This window comes from Rhizobium sp. BK176 (genome assembly GCF_024808055.1).
The window spans coordinates 195,056-216,220 of record NZ_JANUBV010000002.1 but is presented as its reverse complement, the minus strand read 5'-3'; the positions used below and the strand labels follow the sequence as shown (position 1 = coordinate 216,220).

Annotated in this window: 21 protein-coding genes and 1 pseudogene; 12 read left to right on the top strand and 10 right to left on the bottom strand. The window is 60.5% G+C overall.

All coding sequences use genetic code 11. From position 1 onward, the window contains the following. The first annotated feature begins 52 nt into the window (after nucleotides 1-52). From FHT76_RS10355 to FHT76_RS10345, 3 genes are all read left to right on the top strand, one after another. Nucleotides 53-484 carry a MucR family transcriptional regulator gene (locus FHT76_RS10355; RefSeq protein WP_016553260.1) on the top strand — a complete coding sequence of 144 codons (432 nt, stop codon included), beginning with the start codon at nucleotides 53-55 and terminating at the stop codon, nucleotides 482-484. Between the two features lie 216 nt (nucleotides 485-700). Next, the gene (locus tag FHT76_RS10350) at nucleotides 701-1,129 is read left to right on the top strand and encodes a helix-turn-helix domain-containing protein (RefSeq protein WP_183859656.1); all 429 of its coding nucleotides are present in this window, start codon (nucleotides 701-703) and stop codon (nucleotides 1,127-1,129) included. Next, entirely contained in the window at nucleotides 1,122-1,922 is an 801-nt protein-coding gene (locus tag FHT76_RS10345; RefSeq protein ID WP_259185584.1) for a DUF6456 domain-containing protein, read from the top strand. The genes FHT76_RS10350 and FHT76_RS10345 overlap by 8 nt, the downstream gene beginning before the upstream one ends. Nucleotides 1,923-2,037: 115 nt before the next feature. On the opposite strand, the gene FHT76_RS10340 is transcribed toward FHT76_RS10345, so the two are convergent. Beyond that, the gene (locus FHT76_RS10340; RefSeq protein ID WP_183751876.1) at nucleotides 2,038-2,460 is read right to left on the bottom strand and encodes a SufE family protein; all 423 of its coding nucleotides are present in this window, start codon (nucleotides 2,458-2,460) and stop codon (nucleotides 2,038-2,040) included. A gap of 205 nt (nucleotides 2,461-2,665) precedes the next feature. Continuing rightward, complete coding sequence (locus FHT76_RS10335; RefSeq protein WP_183859652.1) at nucleotides 2,666-3,154, bottom strand: DUF5330 domain-containing protein; 489 nt, start codon at nucleotides 3,152-3,154, stop codon at nucleotides 2,666-2,668. Nucleotides 3,155-3,615: 461 nt separating this feature from the next. Between FHT76_RS10335 and FHT76_RS10330 the strand changes: the two genes are divergently transcribed. The 3 genes from FHT76_RS10330 to FHT76_RS10320 are packed head-to-tail and all read left to right on the top strand — an operon-like array spanning nucleotide 3,616 to nucleotide 6,455. Next, complete coding sequence (locus tag FHT76_RS10330) at nucleotides 3,616-5,148, top strand: HAMP domain-containing sensor histidine kinase (protein WP_183859650.1); 1,533 nt, start codon at nucleotides 3,616-3,618, stop codon at nucleotides 5,146-5,148. Then, entirely contained in the window at nucleotides 5,120-6,049 is a 930-nt protein-coding gene (locus tag FHT76_RS10325; RefSeq protein WP_183859648.1) for a peptidoglycan-binding domain-containing protein, read from the top strand. The genes FHT76_RS10330 and FHT76_RS10325 overlap by 29 nt, the downstream gene beginning before the upstream one ends. Nucleotides 6,050-6,098: 49 nt before the next feature. Next, complete coding sequence (locus FHT76_RS10320) at nucleotides 6,099-6,455, top strand: DUF1491 family protein (RefSeq protein ID WP_183859646.1); 357 nt, start codon at nucleotides 6,099-6,101, stop codon at nucleotides 6,453-6,455. A 6-nt stretch (nucleotides 6,456-6,461) separates the two neighbouring features. Here the strand turns inward: FHT76_RS10320 and FHT76_RS10315 are convergent, their stop codons facing one another. Together FHT76_RS10315 and FHT76_RS10310 are read right to left on the bottom strand one after the other, a co-directional pair. Beyond that, a complete protein-coding gene (locus FHT76_RS10315; RefSeq protein ID WP_183859644.1) occupies nucleotides 6,462-7,475 on the bottom strand; it encodes a DUF2336 domain-containing protein in 1,014 nt (337 codons plus the stop codon). Nucleotides 7,476-7,675: 200 nt separating this feature from the next. Further along, a complete protein-coding gene (locus FHT76_RS10310; RefSeq protein ID WP_016553269.1) occupies nucleotides 7,676-7,882 on the bottom strand; it encodes a hypothetical protein in 207 nt (68 codons plus the stop codon). Nucleotides 7,883-8,401: 519 nt separating this feature from the next. On the opposite strand from FHT76_RS10310, the gene FHT76_RS10305 reads away from it, so the two are divergent. Then, a complete protein-coding gene (locus FHT76_RS10305; RefSeq protein ID WP_016553270.1) occupies nucleotides 8,402-8,569 on the top strand; it encodes a hypothetical protein in 168 nt (55 codons plus the stop codon). A gap of 10 nt (nucleotides 8,570-8,579) precedes the next feature. On the opposite strand, the gene FHT76_RS10300 is transcribed toward FHT76_RS10305, so the two are convergent. After that, nucleotides 8,580-9,134, bottom strand: coding sequence for a DUF1254 domain-containing protein (locus tag FHT76_RS10300; RefSeq protein ID WP_016553271.1), 555 nt, complete (start codon nucleotides 9,132-9,134; stop codon nucleotides 8,580-8,582). Continuing rightward, complete coding sequence (locus FHT76_RS10295) at nucleotides 9,127-9,714, bottom strand: DUF1214 domain-containing protein (protein ID WP_183751860.1); 588 nt, start codon at nucleotides 9,712-9,714, stop codon at nucleotides 9,127-9,129. Before FHT76_RS10295 ends, FHT76_RS10300 begins: the two co-directional genes overlap by 8 nt. 239 nt (nucleotides 9,715-9,953) lie before the next feature. On the opposite strand from FHT76_RS10295, the gene FHT76_RS10290 reads away from it, so the two are divergent. From FHT76_RS10290 to FHT76_RS10280, 3 genes are all read left to right on the top strand, one after another. Then, nucleotides 9,954-10,976, top strand: a complete 1,023-nt coding sequence (locus tag FHT76_RS10290) for a DUF1254 domain-containing protein (RefSeq protein WP_259126768.1) — start codon at nucleotides 9,954-9,956, stop codon at nucleotides 10,974-10,976. A 77-nt stretch (nucleotides 10,977-11,053) separates the two neighbouring features. Then, nucleotides 11,054-12,460, top strand: a complete 1,407-nt coding sequence (locus tag FHT76_RS10285; protein WP_183859640.1) for a DUF1254 domain-containing protein — start codon at nucleotides 11,054-11,056, stop codon at nucleotides 12,458-12,460. Nucleotides 12,461-12,756: 296 nt separating this feature from the next. Then, the gene (locus FHT76_RS10280; RefSeq protein WP_183859638.1) at nucleotides 12,757-13,479 is read left to right on the top strand and encodes a DJ-1/PfpI family protein; all 723 of its coding nucleotides are present in this window, start codon (nucleotides 12,757-12,759) and stop codon (nucleotides 13,477-13,479) included. Nucleotides 13,480-13,587: 108 nt separating this feature from the next. Here FHT76_RS10280 and FHT76_RS10275 read toward each other — a convergent pair whose 3' ends face one another. Further along, a complete protein-coding gene (locus FHT76_RS10275; RefSeq protein ID WP_183859636.1) occupies nucleotides 13,588-15,288 on the bottom strand; it encodes an adenylate/guanylate cyclase domain-containing protein in 1,701 nt (566 codons plus the stop codon). Between the two features lie 150 nt (nucleotides 15,289-15,438). Here FHT76_RS10275 and FHT76_RS10270 point away from each other — a divergent pair. Beyond that, nucleotides 15,439-15,614: pseudogene (locus FHT76_RS10270) on the top strand (DUF1214 domain-containing protein); the annotation flags it as partial. Between the two features lie 57 nt (nucleotides 15,615-15,671). Here FHT76_RS10270 and FHT76_RS10265 read toward each other — a convergent pair. Both FHT76_RS10265 and FHT76_RS10260 read right to left on the bottom strand, forming a co-directional pair. After that, nucleotides 15,672-17,357 carry an arylsulfatase gene (locus FHT76_RS10265; RefSeq protein ID WP_183859634.1) on the bottom strand — a complete coding sequence of 562 codons (1,686 nt, stop codon included), beginning with the start codon at nucleotides 17,355-17,357 and terminating at the stop codon, nucleotides 15,672-15,674. Nucleotides 17,358-17,735: 378 nt separating this feature from the next. Beyond that, nucleotides 17,736-19,874 carry a transglycosylase domain-containing protein gene (locus FHT76_RS10260; RefSeq protein ID WP_183859632.1) on the bottom strand — a complete coding sequence of 713 codons (2,139 nt, stop codon included), beginning with the start codon at nucleotides 19,872-19,874 and terminating at the stop codon, nucleotides 17,736-17,738. Nucleotides 19,875-20,057: 183 nt separating this feature from the next. On the opposite strand from FHT76_RS10260, the gene FHT76_RS10255 reads away from it, so the two are divergent. Then, nucleotides 20,058-20,546, top strand: a complete 489-nt coding sequence (locus FHT76_RS10255; protein WP_183860723.1) for a YcgN family cysteine cluster protein — start codon at nucleotides 20,058-20,060, stop codon at nucleotides 20,544-20,546. A gap of 7 nt (nucleotides 20,547-20,553) precedes the next feature. Here the strand turns inward: FHT76_RS10255 and FHT76_RS10250 are convergent, their stop codons facing one another. Then, complete coding sequence (locus FHT76_RS10250; RefSeq protein WP_183859630.1) at nucleotides 20,554-21,108, bottom strand: TetR family transcriptional regulator; 555 nt, start codon at nucleotides 21,106-21,108, stop codon at nucleotides 20,554-20,556. Between the last annotated feature and the right edge of the window lie 57 nt (nucleotides 21,109-21,165).

The window sequence follows — 21,165 nt, the reverse complement described above, 5'->3', positions numbered from 1 at the left end:
CTTGGCTGACGAGGCTTGGACCTTTGGAGCATTGAAACAGGAGAAACGTATTATGACGGATACTGCAGCCGGTAGCGGGCCGGAATTGCTGGTGGAGCTTACCGCAGATATTGTTGCCGCCTATGTCAGCAATCATGTGGTCCCAGTTGGCGATCTGGCTAACCTGATCTCGGATGTGCATTCAGCACTGAGCAATACGTCGGCGCCAACACCTGCAACGGCCATTGTCGAAAAGCAGAAGCCGGCGGTATCGGTGCGTAAGTCTGTTCAGGATGAGCAGATCACCTGCCTGGAATGCGGCGGCAACTTCAAGTCGCTGAAGCGTCACCTGATGACCCACCATAGCCTGTCGCCCGAAGAGTACCGCGAAAAGTGGGAACTTCCTGTCGATTACCCGATGGTAGCTCCAGCTTATGCTGAAGCGCGTTCGCGCCTCGCAAAGGAAATGGGGCTCGGCCAGCGCCGCAAGCGCGGCCGCGTCTGATCGTTGCCAAGGATTGATTTAATCCTGTAGAGCCGGGCGGAAGCCCGGCTTTTGTGCTTTTGGGATGGGAATGAATGTGGAAAATAATCCTATTTATTCCGCCTCTTAAGGAAATCGACGAGGAAGATCAACAGAAAGTTGCGCGATAACGCTTTTGTTCGTTCTCGTTGCCGTGTAAGGTGTATGAATTAATTCCTATTTTATGGGAGTATTCATATGCCGATTGCCAATTTCACTTTGCCGGGCGCTTCTGCGCCGTCCTTCCCCGAGGCGATAACAAGTCAAAGCGCTTCCGGTTTCGTTCCCCCTCCCGCAACGGTGCCGGTCCGTATTGTCTGCCGCATCTGCGCACAGATCACCACCGAGATGGTCATGCTTGCCAGCCATCGCATCCAGATGCGTCGGGATCGCCGCCGCACGCTATGCCATATCAGGCAGATCGCCATGTATGTTTGCCACGTCGCCCTTCAGATCCCCCTTTGCGAGATCGCCAAAGCCTTCGGACGCGACCGCACGACGGTCGGTCATGCCTGCCACGTGGTCGAGGATCGTCGTGATGATCCGGCGTTCGATGAATTCGTCGCTGTCGTCGAACGGACGGTCGTTTCTGTTTTCCGATCGAATGGAGTGTTTGGAAATGAGTGATGCGCATAAGGCCATGGTGAAGCTTTTGAGGTTCCTTGCGCGTGGCGAGGCCCGTGAGCAGGCATGCGAGGGCTCGGCCCTGTTGCTGCATTTGGGCGATGGCGCGCTTCACATCGTGTCTCAATCCCTGTTGGCTGCGGCGGTGTCGGCAGGGCTCGTTAGCCGGACGGGCGGTTGGATTTGCCTCGCCCCCGCCGCGCGCTCTTATCTTAGGCGGGCCGCGTCCCTGAGAGAGGAAGCCTTCATCGAACAACACGGCGCAATCGACCATGCCGTGGCCGAGGTCGGCGACGGACGGCGGCAGCCAGTACGGATCAATCGGGAGGAATCGCCGCTATCGGGCCTTGCGCGGTTGAAGGAAAAGACCGGCGGGCCTTTCCTGTCGGCGGCGGCACTCGCCGCCGGCGAGCGGCTGCTTGCGGATTTTACGCGCGGTCAGTTGCAGCCGCGGGTCACCGCTTCCTGGGAACCGCACCACGCAAGCCGCGCGAAAGGAGAGCGTGGCGGCATGGCTGATCTGACCGACAGTGCAATTGCCGCGCGGGTCGCGGTCAATCGTGCGCTCGAGGCCATGGGACCGGAGCTTGCCGGAGTGGCACTCGATGTCTGCTGCTTCATGAAGGGGTTGGAGACTGTGGAGCGAGAGCGTCAGTGGCCGGCACGCTCCGCCAAACTGATGCTGCGCACCGCGCTGATGGTGCTCTCACGGCACTACAATCCGCCCATGCCCGCACGCCGGGCCCGCGTGGAGCATTGGGGTGCCGAGGGATATCGACCCGAACTCTATTCGTGATGAGGAGGTCGCAGCTAAAGCGCGTCGCGATCTTTCGGATTCGCTCATGCGCTTCAGCCAGTTGTTTCTCGCATGTCTTATCCCGAAACCGGTGACCACTTTCGGGAGGCATGCTTTAAGCCACCGCGCGCACGCGCGCTTCCTCGCGGATGCGGTTGACCATCGAGCGCAGGCCGTTGGCGCGCTGCGAGGAAAGGTGCTCGACAAGGCCGATCTTCGAGAACACGTCGAAAGCGTCGAGCGCGGCGATCTCGGAGGCGGTTTTGCCGGAATAGGTCGCCAGCACGATCGCCACCAGCCCGCGCACGATATGCGCGTCGGAATCTCCCTCGAAGGTCATGAGGGGATTATCAGGGTCCCCATCGGTGTGCGTAACGAGCCAGACTTGGCTGGCGCAGCCCATCACCTTGTTGGCCGACGTCTTTTTGTCGTCGGGAAGGTCGGGAAGCGCCTTGCCGAGCTCGATCACATAGCGATAGCGGTCTTCCCAATCGTCGAGGAAGGAGAAATCTTCGAGGATCTGCTCGAGGGACGTCATGCATTCTGGCCTTTCGTTATCAGGATTTCATATAGGTGAAACGCAGCCAGATTTGAACCATTAAAAAGAAACGCCGCGAAGGATGGGCATCCTCGCGGCGCAGCAAAAGCTGAAAATAAACAGGGCAGGCACGTCAGGCACGGGACTTTCCGCAGCTTCGCGGATCGCCGGTGCAAGCTTGGTTGCGGGAAAGCCCGCGAAATTCTCAGGTGGCCGGGCGCGGTGTCGGCAGCGGAATCGTGCCTGTCGTCACGGTGTCGGAAAGGCCTTCATCGGCATCGTCAAGCGGCGGGCGGTAAGGCATCGGCTGGTTCAGCGCTGCCGTCCGTTCCTGCACCTGCGATTCCGTATGCGACGGCGCCAGTGCCACGACAGGAGCGACCGGGGCGTTCGCAGCGACAGCAGCCTTGGAGGTCGTGTCGTCGCCAAAGCGGCTGTCGAGGAGTTCGTAGGCAACACGGGCGCCTTCACGGGCCCGCTGACCGAGCGCGGCCATTGTCTCAGCACCCTTGACGCAGACCTCCGGCTTCTCGCCGCACATGCCGGTCACGTAGTCATAGGCGCCAGTCGCAGCGACAAAGGCGTCGGAAAACTGCAATTTCGGTTGCGAGCTGGTCGGGCTTTCGCCGCTGAAGAACGACAAGAGCACGAGCACAAGTCCGAACCAGAATGATCCTTTGATCAGAAACCACATCGTCGTTGCCCATCCTGTTTTCCCGTTCGGTCTTGCTGCCGAATCGGTCCGGCCTTCCGGTGTGCTTTGACCTTAGAGCAGAGTTGCGAATGCCAGTTTTCGAAACTCGTCGGCATTTGCGGCAAATTTAGCTCGAATTTTAATGAACGGGATTTGCGCCGCATTTCAGTCAAATTGTAGCGACCCTCGTTAAGCATGTAACGGGCCACCTCCTGTAATTGCAGGCAAACCTTGCGGCGAAGCTGCCACAAAGGTTAACGACGAGCTGAAATATGAGCGAAATCCGTCGCTTACCGCCCGTTAACCGTAAAAATCAAAGCCGCCTCCAGATGCTCGAAAACGGGACATTTCGCCCTTTTGAGGTGTGGAGGCGGCTTTTCCCTTATCCTTTCCTTAAGCGCCCAAGGCCTATTGTCCGCCTTGGTAAAGAGCCTTTTTTGGGCGGGTATTGCGTGCGTGTAATGAGTAAGATCGCAGAGCGGGCGGCAGCCCTCGTGGACCGGGCGGCTGGAAGCTGGCTCTCCCGGACGGGAGGCGGTGCAGCCGCGCGCCAGCGCGAACTGATGATCCTGCGCCGATTGGCGTTGCTCTCGTCGGCCGCTCTCGTTGCGGCGCCCTTTGGACTCTCCTTCGTTACCAGTCCCGCGATCGCGCTGCCTGTCGGCGTCACGACGGTTTGCGCAGCCTTCCTGTTCTCCGCTGTGGGCAGCATTGCCCTGTCGCGCCAGAGCACCGCAACGGCGGCAGCCGCCGCGCCCGTTGCCGAAGAATTCTTCATGGAGGCAATCGCCGGTCTTGCCTTCTTCATGGATCCGCAGGGCAACGTCACCACTGTTGGCGGTCGCGACAAGCGGGAGTATCTCGCCTGGATGCGCGATCCGATCGGCAAGGGCTTTGTCGATCAGATCCATGTCTCCGACCGCATCCTCTTTCTGCAGGCGCTGGACCAGCTCCGCCAGGGCGAGGAGGCTGCGACCGTCGACGTGCGCCTCGAACGGCCATCCGTTTCGCGCGACAACAGACAGTTTGCCTACCTGCGTATCGACCTGACAGCGCGTCAGGATAGTGACGGCGTGCTCTTCAGCGTGATTGCCCAGCTGCGCGATGTCTCGTTGGAGCAGCAGTTGCGGCAGGAGGCGCAGAACCGCGCCGCCGACGCCCGCTCGGCCAACGATGCAAAATCGCGGTTTCTTGCCGCCGTCAGCCACGAACTGCGCACGCCGCTCAATGCCATCCTCGGCTTCTCCGACATCCTGCTCGGCGAGTATTTCGGCAAGTTCGAGAACGAACGTCAGCGGGAGTATGTCGGCCTTGTCCGGGATTCTGGCGCGCATCTGCTCTCGGTCGTCAACACCATGCTGGATATGAGCAAGATCGAAGCCGGTCGCTACGAACTCTGCCTCGAACCGTTCGACATTGCGTCGGTCGTTCGTTCCTGCGAGGCGATGCTGGCGCTGCAGGCGAAAACCAAGGGCGTATCGCTGACGAGCCGCGTCCAGCGCGGTCTTGACGAGGTGATCGCGGACCAGCGCGCGATCCAGCAGATCCTCATCAATCTCGTCGGCAACGCCGTGAAATTCACCGATGCGGGCGGTGCGATCTCGATCGATGCGTCGATGCGCGACGGCGTTCTGAACCTCTGCGTCAGCGACACCGGCATCGGCATTCCGGGCGACAAGCTGGAAATGCTCGGCCAACCTTTTGTCCAGATCCAGAACGACTATAGCCGCAGATTCGAAGGGACGGGGCTCGGTCTGTCGCTGGTGAAGGGCTTGGTGGCGCTGCATGGCGGCGACTTCGCAATCGCCAGCACGCCGGGCGCCGGCACCATCATCACGATTTCGATTGCAGCGGACGGATCCGGCATTCCGGCTGCGGGCACGGCCCGCAACGATCTTGTCGAGTTCCCGCCGCGACTGAAGGCTGCACCGACGTCGGTCGGTGTTTTGGAAGAGGGGCTTTTCGATGGCCACGAGCAAGCGAAAATCGCCTAAGGGAAGGCGGGGCCGGCAAAAACGGCCGGGCCTGCTTCTCACCGGGGCGTCCGTCGTTGGCGGATTGGGGCTGCAGGGCGCAAGCGCGCTTGGCGGCGTGATTGGCCGCAACCCGTCGGTCGCCGGCGGCACCGCAGCCTTCCTGGTCATCTTCAGTTTCGTTGCTGCCAACGCCCTCTGGTATCAGCCGGGCGCGCACCCACACCCCTTTCTGCGCACACGCGATCCGCTGTTCCCGAACGTGCTCGGCGCGCGTCCGGCCGTTGAGGAGCACAGCGGCAACGTCACCACCTTCAAGATCGAACGACAGGACGAGGCCGACGCCACGCAGACGAACGCGACGCCGGTAGCGCCTGGTGGTCAGCAACCGAGCCAGATCGTCATGGACATCCAGACTGAGCTGGTGCGGCGAGGACTCTACAACGGCACGCCGGATGGGGTCATCGGTCCACGCACCAGCGCGGCGATCCTGTTCTTCGAGGAAACCGTCGGCATGCCGCAAACGGGCGATGCGACGCCCGTGGTGCTGGCAGCGCTCAGGACCGACTCGGTCGGGCCCTCTGCGGTGCCGCTGGAAAAGCCGCCCGCGGACGTCACGTCGAAAGCGTCGGCCGAGGATCCGGTCGCCGCTGCCATCCGCAGCGCCGAGAAGACCATCAAGACCGCTCCGACACCGGCGAAGAAAATGGCGCAGTCGGCCGAGCTGTCGACCGTCGATCTCGTGCTGAAGATCCAGAAGGGTCTGAGCAACATGGCCTACGCCAACGTCGGGGTAGACGGCGTGCCCGGCGAACAGACCCGCACCGCCATCCGGCATTTCCAGAAGCACTACAACCTGCCGGAGAATGGCGAGCCAAGCGAGGCCGTTCTGAAGAAGCTCAAGGAAATCGGAGCACTCTGAAGGGCCGTCGCAGCATTGCGGCCGGCGGTTTGTCTGCTATAGCTCGCGAATGAGATTGCGCACCGACATCTTCGTTTCCGCCCTCGTGCGTCGTGTGTTCGGCAAGGGCGACTTCGCCGCTGTCGAGGCAAAGGGCGCCGACGAGGCAGGCGCCGTTTTTATCCGCCAGCATTTTCGCGATGGACTCGAAACGCTTTATGGCCCGGCGCCGCAAAGCGTCTTCGACGACGAAACGAGCGGTGAGCGACTGTTCGAGCAGCGCTTGATGCGGGCTGAGCCTGATAAGGTGAGGGAGATGCTTGAGCGGGAACGGAAGTTCGACCCGGATCTCTGGATTGTCGAGCTTGAAGCCGAAGACCTCGGAGATATCGTCCCACTCGCCGGCGGGCGCGAGAACCCGCTATAGCCAAGATCAGCGGGTGCGGCCGATAACGCGCCGGTCGCGGGTGGGAGGAACCTCGTGGCCCGAGCGGGCCGTTTCTGCCTCGTCCGGCAGGTAGGTATAGCTGTCTGCGCGGCGCCACGCTTCGACGCGGGCATTGCACTCTTCCGGATCGAGTCCGTCCAGCACCATCCAGGCCCGCGTTACACCATGCTGCGGTTCGGCGAGGTGCGGATACAGCTTCTCGAGAACGAAGACGGCGTCGAGGAAATCCATGCCGAGACTGATAAGCGTGGTCGCAAGCTGCTGTCCCGAGATATCGAGCAAGATGCGCTCGGCTAGCCAGCGGCTGGCGGAAAGCCCATCGGCGAGCGCCTTGGCGAAAAGCGTTGCCTCCCGGTTGCGGGCAAAGCGGACGAGGAGGGCAGCCTGGATTGGGGAGAGGTGCCGCAGTCCGAGCCGATCGCCTTCAGGGCTGGCGACGTGACGAGCGAGCTCCCGGATCCGGTTGCGCATTTCCTCTTCGCTGGCGCGGCGGGCGGCAGCTTCGATATCCTCGAGCGAGGTCGCAGCCGGTGGTTCCGGCGCCACACTGGGTGGTTCGGCTTCCGGCGGGGCCGCCAGCCGCTGTTCGGCTTGCCGCAGCCCGACCAGGGCATCGATGACCCGCGGGGAGAGAGCCTCTCTGCTGACGATGGCCTTCATGTGCGCGCTGCCCTGCGTGCGCGCAATCGTGATCAGGGTTTCGTCGTCAATCGCCGGCGAGGAGGTGAGGAAAGGCGCGGCGATATCGATCGCCTGGCAGCCAACGAAGAGCGCAACGGCTGCCGGAATCTGCGGGCATTGCGAAAGGGCGGCCACTGCCTGCCGCCGCGCCTCGTCGGAGGAAGCCTGAAACAGTGGCGTGAAGAGTTCGGCGAATTGGCGCAGTTCCGAACGGGTGGGCGGCTGCAAGCCCTCGAAGCTGCTGACTGTCGCCATGAGCACCACGTCCTTCTTCCGGCTGGCGGAGGGGGTCTCTAGGTCTCTGAACCGGTCACGCACAAGAACACACCCTGGAAACGCAAAAAGGGATGTCGCAGGACTGGACGCGGAGGGACGCCCCTTACCCCACATAGGTTATGAACAAATCCTACACGGGCAGGGTTAATGGTTACTGAAGACTTTATTAAAATTGTGCCAGAAGGTGCCACGTCGTCCGGCGCGCGACAGTGGCCTTCATTAGGTTCGATATCTGAGGGAAACTACAATCCCTTATGCCCGCGAAGCGCCGCCAGAAGTCTTTCGGCGCTGTTATTTCCGGACTGATAGAGGTCCAGTGCCGCGGATGCTGCCAACTGGGCTTCGGCGCTCTTGATGTCGATCCGCTTCTCCAGGCACCAGGCATCGAGTGCATGGCGAAGCACATCCAGGTCCTCGGGGGAAAATGTCGAACCGATAAGCAAAGACATTTCAGCCCCTTCCTTGTTCGCTGTGAATGGAACAGTGCCCAGCCGGCCGGCTCAGATTTGCCGACGATGCCACAACCATACCGGTATTGCCGGCGACCGCAATTGATATTTTCGTGACACGAATCCGTCGACGGAGGTCGAACCGGCCTTGCCGGCACAACCTGCGTTAAGTATATGAATTAATGCTAATATCATTGCGCCGTTGTGGACCGAATCTTCTTGTGCGACGTTTGAAACCAAAACACGGCACAGCGCGTTTATATCGTGTCGTAGAAGAAGCTAATGTTCACGCATGAAATTAACCATCTGTTAACCGTCATATGTCTCAATTCGGAAATGAACACGGCGGTCGAGTGCTTCGGTCGTCGAGTTTCACATCACGGTATTTCGAACAGTGCCGTGAGAAAGGCGCGGATGCCTCGGGGGCCTGATCGGGCTTTATAGGACGCGCTGGCTCGCATAGGCGGGCAGGGTGAGATTTCGCAGTTCATCCGTCTCGGGCCGTGCATGGAGACGAGAATGGCAATAGTCGTCGCATTGGCGGACCGTCTGTCCCAGACGCGCCGCCGCAAGGGCAGAAAACCAGTCGAGGCGCAGATCCTGCTTTTCACCGGCGTTCGCTACGAGCGCCTGACCGAGAGTTCGAAGCGCGCGTCCGGAGATCGGGTTTCGCGAGTCAAGAAATAGCTAGATTGCTTCAGTTCGAGGAGCCGGCATATTCGTCGCAGCCGGCCTCCGCGAGGAAGTTGCGCGCGGCTGCATCGAAGCTCGTCTGGGGCGCCAACGTCCTCAACACCGCATAGCCCTCTGAGCGAGGGCTTTCCACGAGAATGGTCTTTTGCAGATCCGGCGGCAAAGCCTTGCGAAGCTCGGTCAGCTGGATCGGCGTTCCGATCAGAATATCGAGCGCGCCTCCCACCGACGTCCTGTCATTCATACTGAAGACCTCGTTCGACGCGCCATCATAGAGTGCGATCGACCAGAACGGCACGTTGCCTCTGGCGGTCAGCCGAACCGGCGCCTCCTCGATGTCGAACGAGCAGACGGCGGTGCGGACAAAGGGATCGTCGTTGGAAAGGCCCGCGGCGTCATCGGTGGCGCCAAGCAGGTAGAACTTGTCGAGGTCGCCCTCGGAGGCGACGCGGGTCGCGGCGTCCTTGCCGGTAAAGTGCGGCAGTGACAGGATGATCACCAGGTGCAGCAGCGCCGCCCCGAAAAGTCCCGCAAGGATGGCGAACAAGATCCTAAGCATTACCGCACCCGGTCTTCTCTAGCTTGGGCATCGCAAGGTCGATGACACCGGAGCTGCCGGCGGTCGGGGTATCGAACAGGGTCAGGACGAGTTGGAAGGTGCCCGCGGCCGGCAGCGCCAGCCAGTTTCCAGGGCGCGCATGCGCTGATATCTCGACCGTAAAGCTGCTGTCGGCCTGCCGCAGTACCGTCCAGGAATTCATCGCACCCGGAAGCCCAGGTCGCAGCGACGCCGGGTTGCCGCTGTTGTCGGCAGTAAACAGCGTCCAGATACGGGCGGGCGGCGTCTGTCCCGTAATGCGGTAGCTGCAGGCGGCGTTCAGCCGGTCGCCGTTATCGTCGACCTTGGCGGTGAACATCAGGCCTTCGGCATTTCCATAAAGCAGGCGCCCGGCACGCGCCCGGTGCGACTTCGCATAGGGGTCGGCGCTTTCTGTTTGCAGTTCGGGAAAAGCCTCCCAGGCGCCGAGCTTGATCGCGCCGAAACCGGCCGTCGCGTTCAGCGCGTAGAGCGAAATCATGATCCCGCCACCAAAGGCGATAATCAGCGTCATCGCTATGAAGAGAGGAAACCGAAACACTATGCGCCCTTGAGAAACAAATCAGTTGAAAGGGTTACCACTGATTCTAGCTATGCGGAATGCCGCAGGCGGAACGGGGCGGCATATCCCAGCCAAAACGAACTGGCGGGCTGCCCTTGCGCGGCGTGGCTGAATGGTCCCTTGAGGTTGTTGCGTCGAATTTACCGTAACGTACTTCCAATTCCCTTATCTCGGTGGAAGGCTTGCTCCGAGTGAAGAACCAATGGAGGAACTGACATATGGGGCAGCAGGCAGTCATCACGGCGTTGCTTTTGGTGCTGGGCACCAACGGCGTTCTCGCGCAGGCCGCTACCAAGGACGCCGTTCCGGTGACGCCCGACAACTTCCCGCGGGCTGAATCTGATCTCTATTTCGGGAACATCGTCAAGGACGACGGTTTCGCAAAGTTCAAGCATCATCGCGAACTCAGTCCGATCGATCATCAGCTCGTCATCCGGACAAACCGCGACACGCTCTATTCGGCCGCTGTCTTCGATCTCGGTGCCGGGCCAGTAACGGTAACACTTCCGGGCGCCGGCAAGCGCTTCATGTCGATGCAGGTCATCGATGAAGATCAGTACACGCATGATGTCATTTACGAACCGGGGAGTTACACCCTCGTCAAGGACAAGATCGGAACGCGATATGTGGTTGTCGCCGTTCGGACGCTTGTAAATCCGCATGACGCCGAAGACGTAAAACAGGCGCATGCCCTCCAGGACGCGATCAAGGTGGAACAGAAGTCACCTGGCAGTTTCGAGGTTCCCCATTGGGATCAGGCAAGCCAGACGAAAGTGAGAAAGGCGCTGCTGGAACTGGCTGCCACGCTGCCTGACACAAACCGGATGTTTGGGACGAAGGAAGACGTTGACCCGGTTCGACGCCTTATCGGCGCAGCTTCGGCCTGGGGCGGAAATCCACAGAAGGATGCGACCTATCTCAATGTCACGCCCGAGAAGAACGACGGCAAAACCATCTACAAGCTCGAGGTCAAGGATGTGCCAGTTGAAGGATTCTGGTCCATCAGCGTCTACAACGAGAAAGGCTATTACCAGCCGAACAAGCTGAACGCCTACACGCTCAACAATGTCACCGCCAAGAAGGACGATGACGGCTCCGTGCATGTTCAGTTCGGCGGATGTGACGGAAAGACCGCCAACTGCCTGCCGATAACAGAAGGCTGGAACTACATGGTTCGCCTGTATCGGCCGAGCGCCGATATCCTGGACGGAAAGTGGCAGTTCCCAAAGGCAATGCAATAGCGGATCGGGTCGTCACGACCGCGCGGGGATAGATGGCAACATCCGTCACCCGCAACATGTGCTGGAGGAATGACGCCATGAGATTCGTCGCGTTGCTGTGCCTGTTGCTGCTTGGGGTTCCTGCCATTGCAGCGGACCGAACCACGCAGCAGGTGTTCGACAGGGAGATCGAGCGAAAGGCCGTGCAGGCGGTCGTCTGGGGTATGCCTGTGGTCAACTATGACCTGATGCGCCAGGAAATGCTGGCCAAGACACCGGGGAAGGTGGGCCAGGTCATCTACTGGGGTCGCCCGCTGGATTGGCGGAACCAGACCCTGACCCCCAATCCGGACGCGCTCTACTTCATGGTGTTCTTCACCACCAAGGATGGCCCGGTGGTTCTGGATCTGCCGCCTGCGGAGGCCAAAGCATCCTTCAACGCCAACATCGTTACGGCATGGCAGTTGCCTTTGGAGGATGCCGGCCTGCTCGGCATCGACAAGGGCAAGGGCGGGAAGTTCGTGGTGCTGCCGCCGGGCTACAAGGAAAAGCTTCCGGACGGGTTCATTCCGCTTCAGTCTGAGGTGGACGGCGGCTACATGCTGCTTCGCTCCAACCTTCCGAGCCACGCCGATGCGGATGTTCAGGCTTCAATCGAATATGGCAAGAAGCTGAAAATCTATCCGCTGTCGGCCTCCGGCAATCCGCCGGAAACGGTCTTCAGCGACGTAAAGGATGTTCTGTTCGATTCCACGATCAAATGGGATACGAGCTTCTTCGAGAACCTCAACCGCGTCGTTCAGGAAGAACCATGGATCGTGCGCGATCGCGTGATGATCGACCAGCTGAAATCCCTCGGTATCGAGAAGGGCAAACCGTTCGAACCGGATCAGCATATGAAATCGCTGCTGAGCAAGGGCATGAAGGACGCGCAGTTGCTGCTCGAAGCAAAGTATGATGCCGGATTTCCACCGTTCTTCAGCGACAAGAGCCGCTGGACCTTTCCAACCTATCCGGACCTGATCCAGGCGGGCGGACGTGGCTTCGACGAGGAAAATGCCTATCCGGTCGATCATCGCGGCGTCGCCTACAGCTACGCCTATATCGGTCTCAAACGGCTTGGCGCGGGGCAATTCTATTCGATCTCGATCCGCGACAAGGATGGCCGCGAGTTCGACGGTCGCGCCACCTATCGGCTGAACGTCCCGCCGCATGTCCCTGTTCAGCAGTACTGGTCGGTGACGGCCTATGACCGGCAGACGCACGCCTTGATCAAGAACGTGTCGCGTGCCAGCCGCTCGTCGCAAATTCCCGAGCTTGCCAAGAACGGCAACGGTTCCATCGATCTCTATTTTGGTCCCAAGGCGCCGAAAGGCAAAGAGGCGAACTGGGTCCCGACGGATCCGAAAAGGAGGTTCGAGCTGATGTTCCGCGCCTATGGCCCGACCAAGGAGTTCTTTGACAAGAAATGGGTACTGGCGGATGTCGTCCGCGTGGACAAATAGTGTCGTTCAAGGCATGCGGATGGCTCACCTCGCTTGGAGGATGGATGCATGACCAATGGATTCAGGTTCGCAAAATGGGGACTTGGTCTCTTCATCTCCTGTGCGCGGGTCTAACACAGACGGGGCCGCCCGACCGTGGCGGTGAGTGTCGGGCCCTCTTCGAACGGTCTGGCGTGGGCGCGGTTGCCCTGGCGCACCAAATGTCATGGCTGGGGAGCGGTTAATTCTCCGCGGTTGCAGGCGTGTGTAGAGTGCTATGATCGCCATTGTATGTACCTATGGGGGGAGAATGCAGCATGTCCGATTTCAACCTCGGCTTCGTGATCTTTCCCGGGATTACGCAGCTTGACTTCACCGGGCCGTTCGAGGTCTTGAGCAGGCTCGGAACTCCGCCCTCGCTTTCAGTCCCAAGCAAATTCCCTGACGTTAAGGCCCACGTTGTCGCAAAGACCTTGCAGCCGATTTCGAGTGATCGCGGTCTTGCTTTCTTGCCGACCGACACATTTGAGACTTGCCCCGCGCTCGACTTGCTTTGCGTGCCGGGTGGCTCCGGCGTCATGGAGGCGCTTGCGGATTCCGAACTGGTCGATTTCGTTGGGCGGCAGGGGAGGCAGGCAACCTACGTAACGTCGGTCTGCACCGGCGCCTTTCTGCTCGGCGCAGCCGGATTGCTGGAGGGGCGGCGGGCGACGACGCATTGGGCCTATGTCGACCTGCTTCCACTGGTCGGCGCGATCCACGAAGAAGGGCGTATTGTGCGCGATGGCAACGTTGTCACCTCAGGCGGTGTCACGGCGGGGATCGATTTCGCTTTCAGTGTCGTTGCGGAAGTCGCCGGGCCCGAGGTCGCCCAGGCCATTCAGCTGGGGATCGAATATGATCCTTCACCCCCGTTTGACGCGGGCCATCCCGACAAGGCAAGCGCAGCGGCAACGTCGCTGATGGTGCAGCGAAATGAGAGCAGCCATACGGCGATCAGAAAGGCACTGGAGAAGCGGGCAGCGACGGGCGTTCCCTGAGGCGGCGCCCTTTCCGCCGAAGTTTTGCCAACGCCTGCCGGATGCTTTGCGGTAATGCATGCGCAGACCCAAGAGCGCTGACGGGCGGCCCGTTCGGGCCACCTGTTGTCACCGTTCCGGCAGGCCGGCCCTTCGGAAGCCGTCGACAAAGTGGTCTCGTACAGATGCATCGCGTAGCGGCTGGGAGTTGAGCCAATGGCTGATCGTGAAATGAGGGTGGGCGATCAGGAACAATTCTGCTTCTCGTCGCGCCTCTTCACGGTGGCCCAACTGCGCAAGCGTCGCAGCCAGGAATTTGCGTGAGTTGGTACGATACGTGTCTTCCCTGCGGAGTGTAGCGGCTGCCGCCTCATAGTCACGCGCGGCGTATTGCGCCTGCCCGAGATGACAGAGATACCAGCAGGTTGGATGGGGATTGAGCCGCAGAGCTTTTTCGATCTGCGCTAGTCCGTCGGCAACCCTGCCGTCCAGCACGGACACGTCCGACATGGCGGCCCAGGTGTCGGCGTGGTTGGGGTCCAGCTCCAGGGCCTTGGCGAAGGCGGCCTCCGATTCTTCCCATCGCTGCTCATAAGCCAAAATGGTCCCCAGAACGTAACGGCAGCCGGCATCGTTGGGATCTAGTTCGACCGCCTCCTGTGCGAACGTCGCCGCCATCCGACGGTTAGGATCTTCGGGCTCGCCGAAATGAGTCCAGGCAAGCCAACGGTTATAGGCGAGCAGGCCGAGGGCCTCAGCATATGATGGCTCGAGCTCAACCGCGCGTTGGAGCAGCATATAGGCCTCACGCTCGGTTTGCGGCGATTCTTCCGTCAGGCGGCGGGCGCGCACGCATAGATCGTAGGCCTCAAAGTTCTTCGGCCGATTACGCTGCGCCGGGATGGTCAGCCGGCCGACGAGGGCTTCAACAATCTTGGCGTTAACTTCATCCTGTAGTTCGAAAACATCTTCCACCGTCCTGTCAAACCGGTCGGCCCACAATTGCTGGCCGCCAAGCGCGTCGATCAATTTGGCATTGATACGGACACGGCCCATTGCACGTCTGGCGCTCCCCTCAAGGATGTAGCGGACGCCGAGCTCCTGGGCGACCAACCGTACATCAACCGGCTTGCCCTTGTAGCCGTTCACGGAATTGCGCGCGATGACGAACAGGCCAGCCGTACGGGAAAGGTCGATGATGAGGTCTTCGGTCAAGCCGTCGACGAAAGGCGCGTCCGCTTCATCCCCACTCGTATTCGTGAAAGGCAATACAGCGATCGAGGGACACTCGGGCAGCGGCAACATGCTCTGCAGCGCATCCGGCCAATGCCACACGTGGACCGGGCGGGTCAGGTTCTTCAGGTAGCGTTCGCCTCCATCAAAGAACCGATCGCCGATCTTGCCGACAATCTCGCCGTGAACGTTGGCTGAAATGCAGATACCTCCCGGTGCGGCCTGCGTCTCGAGGCGCGCCGCGACATTGACGCCGTCGCCGAGGACGTCTGAACCGTCGTCAACGACATCTCCCAGATTGACGCCTACACGCAAAAGCAAGCGCCGGTCACCGGAAACAGCAGAGGTGGCCCGCTGCATTTCCAATGCTGCAGCGACCGCGTGCACCGCGCTACTGAATTCGATTAGGAATCCGTCGCCCATGACCTTGAAGATGCGACCGTTGTTACGCATCACCGCCGGCTCGATGACGCCAGAACGAAGTTCCTTGAGGCTCGCCAGCGTTGCGACTTCATCAGCCTCCATCAGGCGTGAAAATCCCACCACATCGGCAACGACGATGGCGGCAAGGCGACGCTGAAGAGATTGATCCGTCATGTGAGGACAAGCCTAACGACTGAGTTAGCAAATTATTGTTCAACTGCGGGTGAGTCAACAAGTGGTAAGTGGCGATCTCCACCTCCATCGAGCCCTCATCCTTCTTGTGAACGACGGCGTCGAGGTGGACGACACGGACATGACTGTCCACGGAAAGCGGACGGTTCCATCGATCTCTATTTTGGTCCCTAGGCGCGCCGAAAGGCAAAGAGGCCAACTGGGTCCCGACTGATCCGAAAAGGAAGTTCGAGCTGATGTTCCGCGCCTGTGGCCCGACCAAGGAATTCCTTGACAAGAAATGGGTGCTCGCGGATGCCGTCCGGTCTGCTCGGATACAGACGGGTAGCCTGATTGGGGCCACCCGTCCTTTTGAGCAGGGTCGATCAGTTGCCCGGCTTGTTTTTGATCGCAGCGTCGATCTGCCGCTTTACAGCATCCAGATTGAACGAGGCCGGATCCTGCATCGGGGGATAGTCGACCGCCGTGAGAGCAAGCTTGGCGACTTCCTGCTGAACGCTGACGAACCGCCAGAACTCGCGCGCAAAGAAGTCGTTCATGTAGCCTCCACCTTGATCATTGAGGCTTTGCTGACCAATCGATGGTGTCCGCTCGAACGGATCCTGACGGATGTTGACCATGGTGGGCATGTCAGTCGTTACCTTGCCGCCGGGCCAGCCCTGCGGCTGTTGGAAGAACTGGAACTTGAAGTTATCGAGGCGAACTGCCCCCAGGGCAGGGCCACCGAAGTAGAAGAATTCATGTCGTGCGGAGGGTGATTTGCCCAGCAACAAGTCCAACTGATTGTAGCCATCAAGATGGTTCTTGTAGGTCTTGTCGCCGAGCTTCACACCCTTGAGCAACTGGTCGGTGATCTCGGTATTGCCGGCTGCTGCCGCTAGCGTCGGAAACCAATCCAGGGCCGAGAAAATGCCGTTCTCGACTGATCCCGGCTTGACCTTCCCCGTCCAGCGGATGATGGCCGGCGCGCGGAAGCCTCCCTCCATGACTGTGCCTTTGGTGCCCTTGAATGGCGTCATGCCACCGTCCGGCCAGGTAAAGACCTCCGCCCCATTGTCGGTCGTGAAAACGACGATGGTGTTATCGGCTTGGCCTGCGTCTTCGACACATTTCATGAGGGCGCCGACACTGTCGTCGAGCTGCGCCACGCCGGCTTCCTCAAGACCATAGTTGGTGTCGCTGTTCATGAGGGCCTGGTACTTGGGCGACAGATAGGTCCAGACATGCATGCGCGTCGTGTTGTGCCAGACAAAAAACGGCTTTCCGTCGGTCTTGGCCTTGTCCATGAAGTCGCACGAAGCCTTGACCAGCACTTCGTCGAATGTGCCCATGTCGTACTTGGCCTTGGGTACTATGTCATGCATGTTCGGGACGTTGGACATGTCGGGATATGGTGCGAGGGGACCCTCGTCTATGATCCGCTGCTTGCCGACCTTGCCCCAACGGGGCAGCTCGCTTGTATCGTCAGTGTCCGTTGCAAAGCTGTGGACCAAATTGCGCGGCCCGAATTTATCTCGGTACGATTGGTCATTAGGAAACGAATACCAATAGGGGTCTGACATCGCATCGAGGTGATAGAGGTAGCCAAAGAATTCATCGAAGCCATGCAGCGTCGGCAGATACTTGTTCAGATCGCCAAGATGGTTCTTTCCAAATTGGCCGGTAGCGTATCCTTCGGCCTTCAGCACGGTGGCCAGGGTGGCAGCTTTGTCGGGCATGCCGACATCGGCGCCCGCCTGGCCGACGGTCGTCAGGCCGGTCCGCAAAGGAATTTCCCCGGTGATGAAGCTCGCCCGGCCGGCAGTGCAACTCGCCTCCGCATAATAGTCGGTGAACATCATGCCCTCAGACGCCAGCTTGTCGAGGTTAGGGGTCTTTCCGGACATGATTCCGCGGTGATAGGCGCCTAGGTTGAACCAGCCGACATCGTCACCCATGATGACGACAATGTTCGGCTTTGGCTGCTGTTGCTGCGCAACTGCTGGCGGGGCCAGCGCGGTCGCCAACGCGGAAGCCAGCAGACCAAAGCAAAGGTTTCTCGTGCTACTCATGATTGATGCCCTCCGTTTCACTGATCTAATCGCGATTGTTTTCTCACAGCAAAAGGGTGCCCTCATGCCTGTGACGATCTGAGTTTGTGAAACTGCGCGGCACGACGCCGCCACAGCGGGATATGCTGAGTTGTGTGAATGCAGCTCTGATTGCTCGCCATAGGGTGACGAGAGGCCCACCCGCCATCGAAACGTCAATGGCTAGCGATGAAATGCTCGCTCTGGCGTTTGCCTGAGTGTTGGCAACCGTCCCGGGCGCGAATATCGCATATCTTCACTTTCGCCGCCAGATTGAAGTGCGACGCCGACACTAGGCCCCAATGCGCAAGACGCGTGTTCCGGATTGTCCGGCGGCGGCTAAGGTCAAGCCAGTGGATCTCAGTCGGCGCTCGCCACCTTCTGCGCCGCCAGCGGCGGGGCCGTCTTCAGCGCTTGCCCAAGATCCTTGATAATGCGGGTTGACTCGACCGAGAGCATCCGCGGACGAACGAGGGGAGCCGGGCTGCCTTCCTCCGGCTTGGCTGCGGCAACGGTCTTGGCGTTCTTGTCGGGCGGCAGCGGCTGCGTGCCGGGGATCTGCCGAAGCGTGATGCCCTGATGGGCATAATCCATGGCGCGCTTGAAGGTCATGGCGGGCAGCGAGCCGCCGGTCATCTTGTTGGTCGAGGTGTAGTCGTCGTTGCCGAACCAGACGGCGGCCGTGTAGTTGCCGGTATAGCCGATGAACCAGGCGTCACGATAAGCCTGCGTCGTGCCGGTCTTGCCGGCGGTGAGGATGCCGTTGTCGAGCGCGGCCTTTCGCGCCGTGCCGACATAGGGCACCCGCGACAGCATCTGGTTCATGTAGGTATCGGCCTTTTCGGAGAGCACCCGCTTGGCGGGCGGCTCGTCACGGTCGAAGTCGTAGAGAACGTCGCCGCCGTAGTCGAGGACCTGGGTGATGCCGTGGCGGCGAGACTGGTAGCCGCCTGCCGGGAAGACGGCATAGGCGGTCGCCTGGTCGAGCACGGTCACCTCGGAGGTGCCGATCGGGATGGTCACGTCGTCACGCACCGGCGATTCCACGCCGAGGTTCTTCGCCATGGCGCGGATCGGCTGGATTCCGAGCTTCTCCTTGGCAAGCCGCACCGGAATGGTGTTGATCGACTGGGCGATGGCGGTCGCGATGGTGACGCGGCCGGCATATTTGTTGGCGTAGTTGTGCGGGCTCCAGTTGCCCCAGTAGATCGGCGCATCGACGACGATGGTATCCGGCGTCATGCCGCTCTCCATCGCCACCGAATAGGTATAGACCTTGAACGACGAGCCCGGCTGGCGCAGCGCCTTGGTGGCGCGATTGAACTGGCTCTCGCCATAATCACGGCCGCCGACCATGGCGCGCACAGCGCCACCGTTCTCGAGCACGACCATCGCGCCCTGCTTGGCGTGGTAGCTCTCGCCATATTCACGCAGCGACGTCTCGACGGAATCTTCGGCCGCGCTCTGCAGGCCCATGTCGATCGTGGTCCGAACGACGAGCGAATGCTGGTGGAAGCGCGGCGATAGTCGCATCACCTCGTCGAAGGCCCAGTCGAGGAAGAAGTCGGGCGATTCCACCTGGTTGCGGTCGACGACTGTCGCCGGGTTGCGTCGGGCGGCGATCACCTGGCCCTCGGTCATCAACCCGCTTTGCACGAGGTTGGTCAGCACCTCGTTGGCGCGGCCGCGCGCTGCCGGCAGGTTGACGTGCGGCGCGTATTTGGCCGGCGCCTTGAACAGGCCGGCGAGCATGGCGGATTCGGCCAGATTGACGTCGGTGATGCTCTTGCCAAAATAGAACTGCGCCGCCGCCGCCGCACCGAACGTGCCGCCACCCATATAGGCGCGGTCGAGATAGGTGGAGAGGATCTCCTTCTTGGAAAGGTTGGCTTCGAGCCACAGCGCCAGGAAGGCTTCGGTGATCTTTCGGTCGATCGAGCGTTCGTTGGAAAGGAACAGGTTCTTGGCGAGTTGCTGCGTGAGCGTCGAACCGCCCTGCACGACTTCGCCGGCCTGGGCGTTGGTCACAACCGCACGGAAGAGGCCGATGACGTCGATGCCGAAATGGTCGAAGAAGCGCCGGTCCTCGGTTGCAAGCACCGATTTGATCAGCGCGTCAGGCAACTCGTCGATCGGCACGGAATTCTGGTGGATGACGCCGCGATGGCCGATGACGTTGCCATAGCGATCGAGGAAGGTAACGGCGTAGTCGCCGCGATTGCGCCAATCTTCCTTGGTAGCCTCGAAGGCAGGCTGGGCAAGGGCAAGCATCAGCACGGCGCCGACGGAGCCCCATGTCAGACCTTCGCCGGCCAGTTCGAAGACGATGCGCTTCCAGCCGCGAACGCGGAAGCGGCGGAAGAAGATGGTGATGTCTTCCCAGATCTCGGCGGAGCGGAAACCGGCGTTCCAGATGGTCGAATCGATCCACGAGTCGATCTTCAAAAGCAGGTGGCGTTGCTTGCGCGGCCGTTTTTCTGGATTGTCCGGATCCGTCACGTCTTATATTCCCGCCCGATCAGTTCGACGCCGGACGAACCTGACGCCGGACTATGGCAAATCTGCCGACAGTGCCCCGGAGTAACCGGAGCTTGGTGAATCATTGGTTGATTTGCCTGACAAGAACAAGAGAAATGGAAGCTCTCACGCGATTTTGCGCGGAGCTGTTGCAAGAACGGAATGATGGACGAAATACCCTTCTGGAAGACGAAGACGCTCGCCGAGATGACGATGGCCGAATGGGAGAGCGTATGTGACGGCTGTGGCCTCTGTTGTCTCAACAAACTCGAGGAGTGGGATAGCGGCGATATCTACTTCACCTCGATCCGCTGCAAGCTGCTCGACGATCAAAGCTGTCGCTGTTCGTCCTACGAGAACCGGTGGGACTTCGTGCCCGATTGCGTCCAGCTCACCAAGGAAAACGTCGACGAGATCGCCTGGCTGCCGCCGACCTGCGGTTACCGGCTGATCAACGAGGGCCGCGATCTCTACTGGTGGCATCCGCTGGTGTCGGGCGATCCCGAGACCGTGCATGCCGCCGGTATTTCGGCGCGAGGCCGGACGATCAGCGAAACCGAGGTCAAGGTCGACGACTTCGAGGATTACGTGGTGGATTGGCCGCTGACGGTGGGCGACGAAGTGCAAGCGCAGGCGCCGGAGACTGCCAAGTAGCACCGAGCTAGGTGAGCGAGCTAAGAAATCGCCTTAGCTCGCCGCGCACATAGTCCTCGATCGAGCCCTGTGGCTCGAAACCCCACCAGAGCAGGCAGCCCTGCCATTGGGAGAGCATCAGCCGTCCAACACGAGTTTTACCTTGGGCGCCGAGGCATCGGTCGAGCGCTGTGGCCAGTGTCTTTCCCCAGGCCGCGCCGCGGGCGCGCAACGCGGGATCGCGCAGATCCTCCCTAAGGACGAGCAGGCCTTCCGCGTAAGATGCGGCATCCTCGCCGTAATCCTTGGAAAGTCCGGCGAGCAGGTCGATGGCGCCCTCGGGCGTTTGGGGAACAGACTGGACCAGCCGGGCCGTTTCCATGTCCAGCCGGTCCCAGGCACGCAACAGGCAGGCCCGCAGCATTGCTGCCTTGGTGCCGAAGCGCTGCACCAACGTCGAGCCCGAGAGACCGCTGATCTTCGCCACCGCGCCGAAGCTTGCCGCATCGGGGCCTTCCGCATGGACGAGCCCGAGCACCATGTCGAGAAGCTGTTCGTCCGAAAGCGTGCGGGGGCGCGGCATGAAGTTTCCTCTTGCGTTCACGATGAATATGAACGAACGTTCGTTTATATTCAAGCT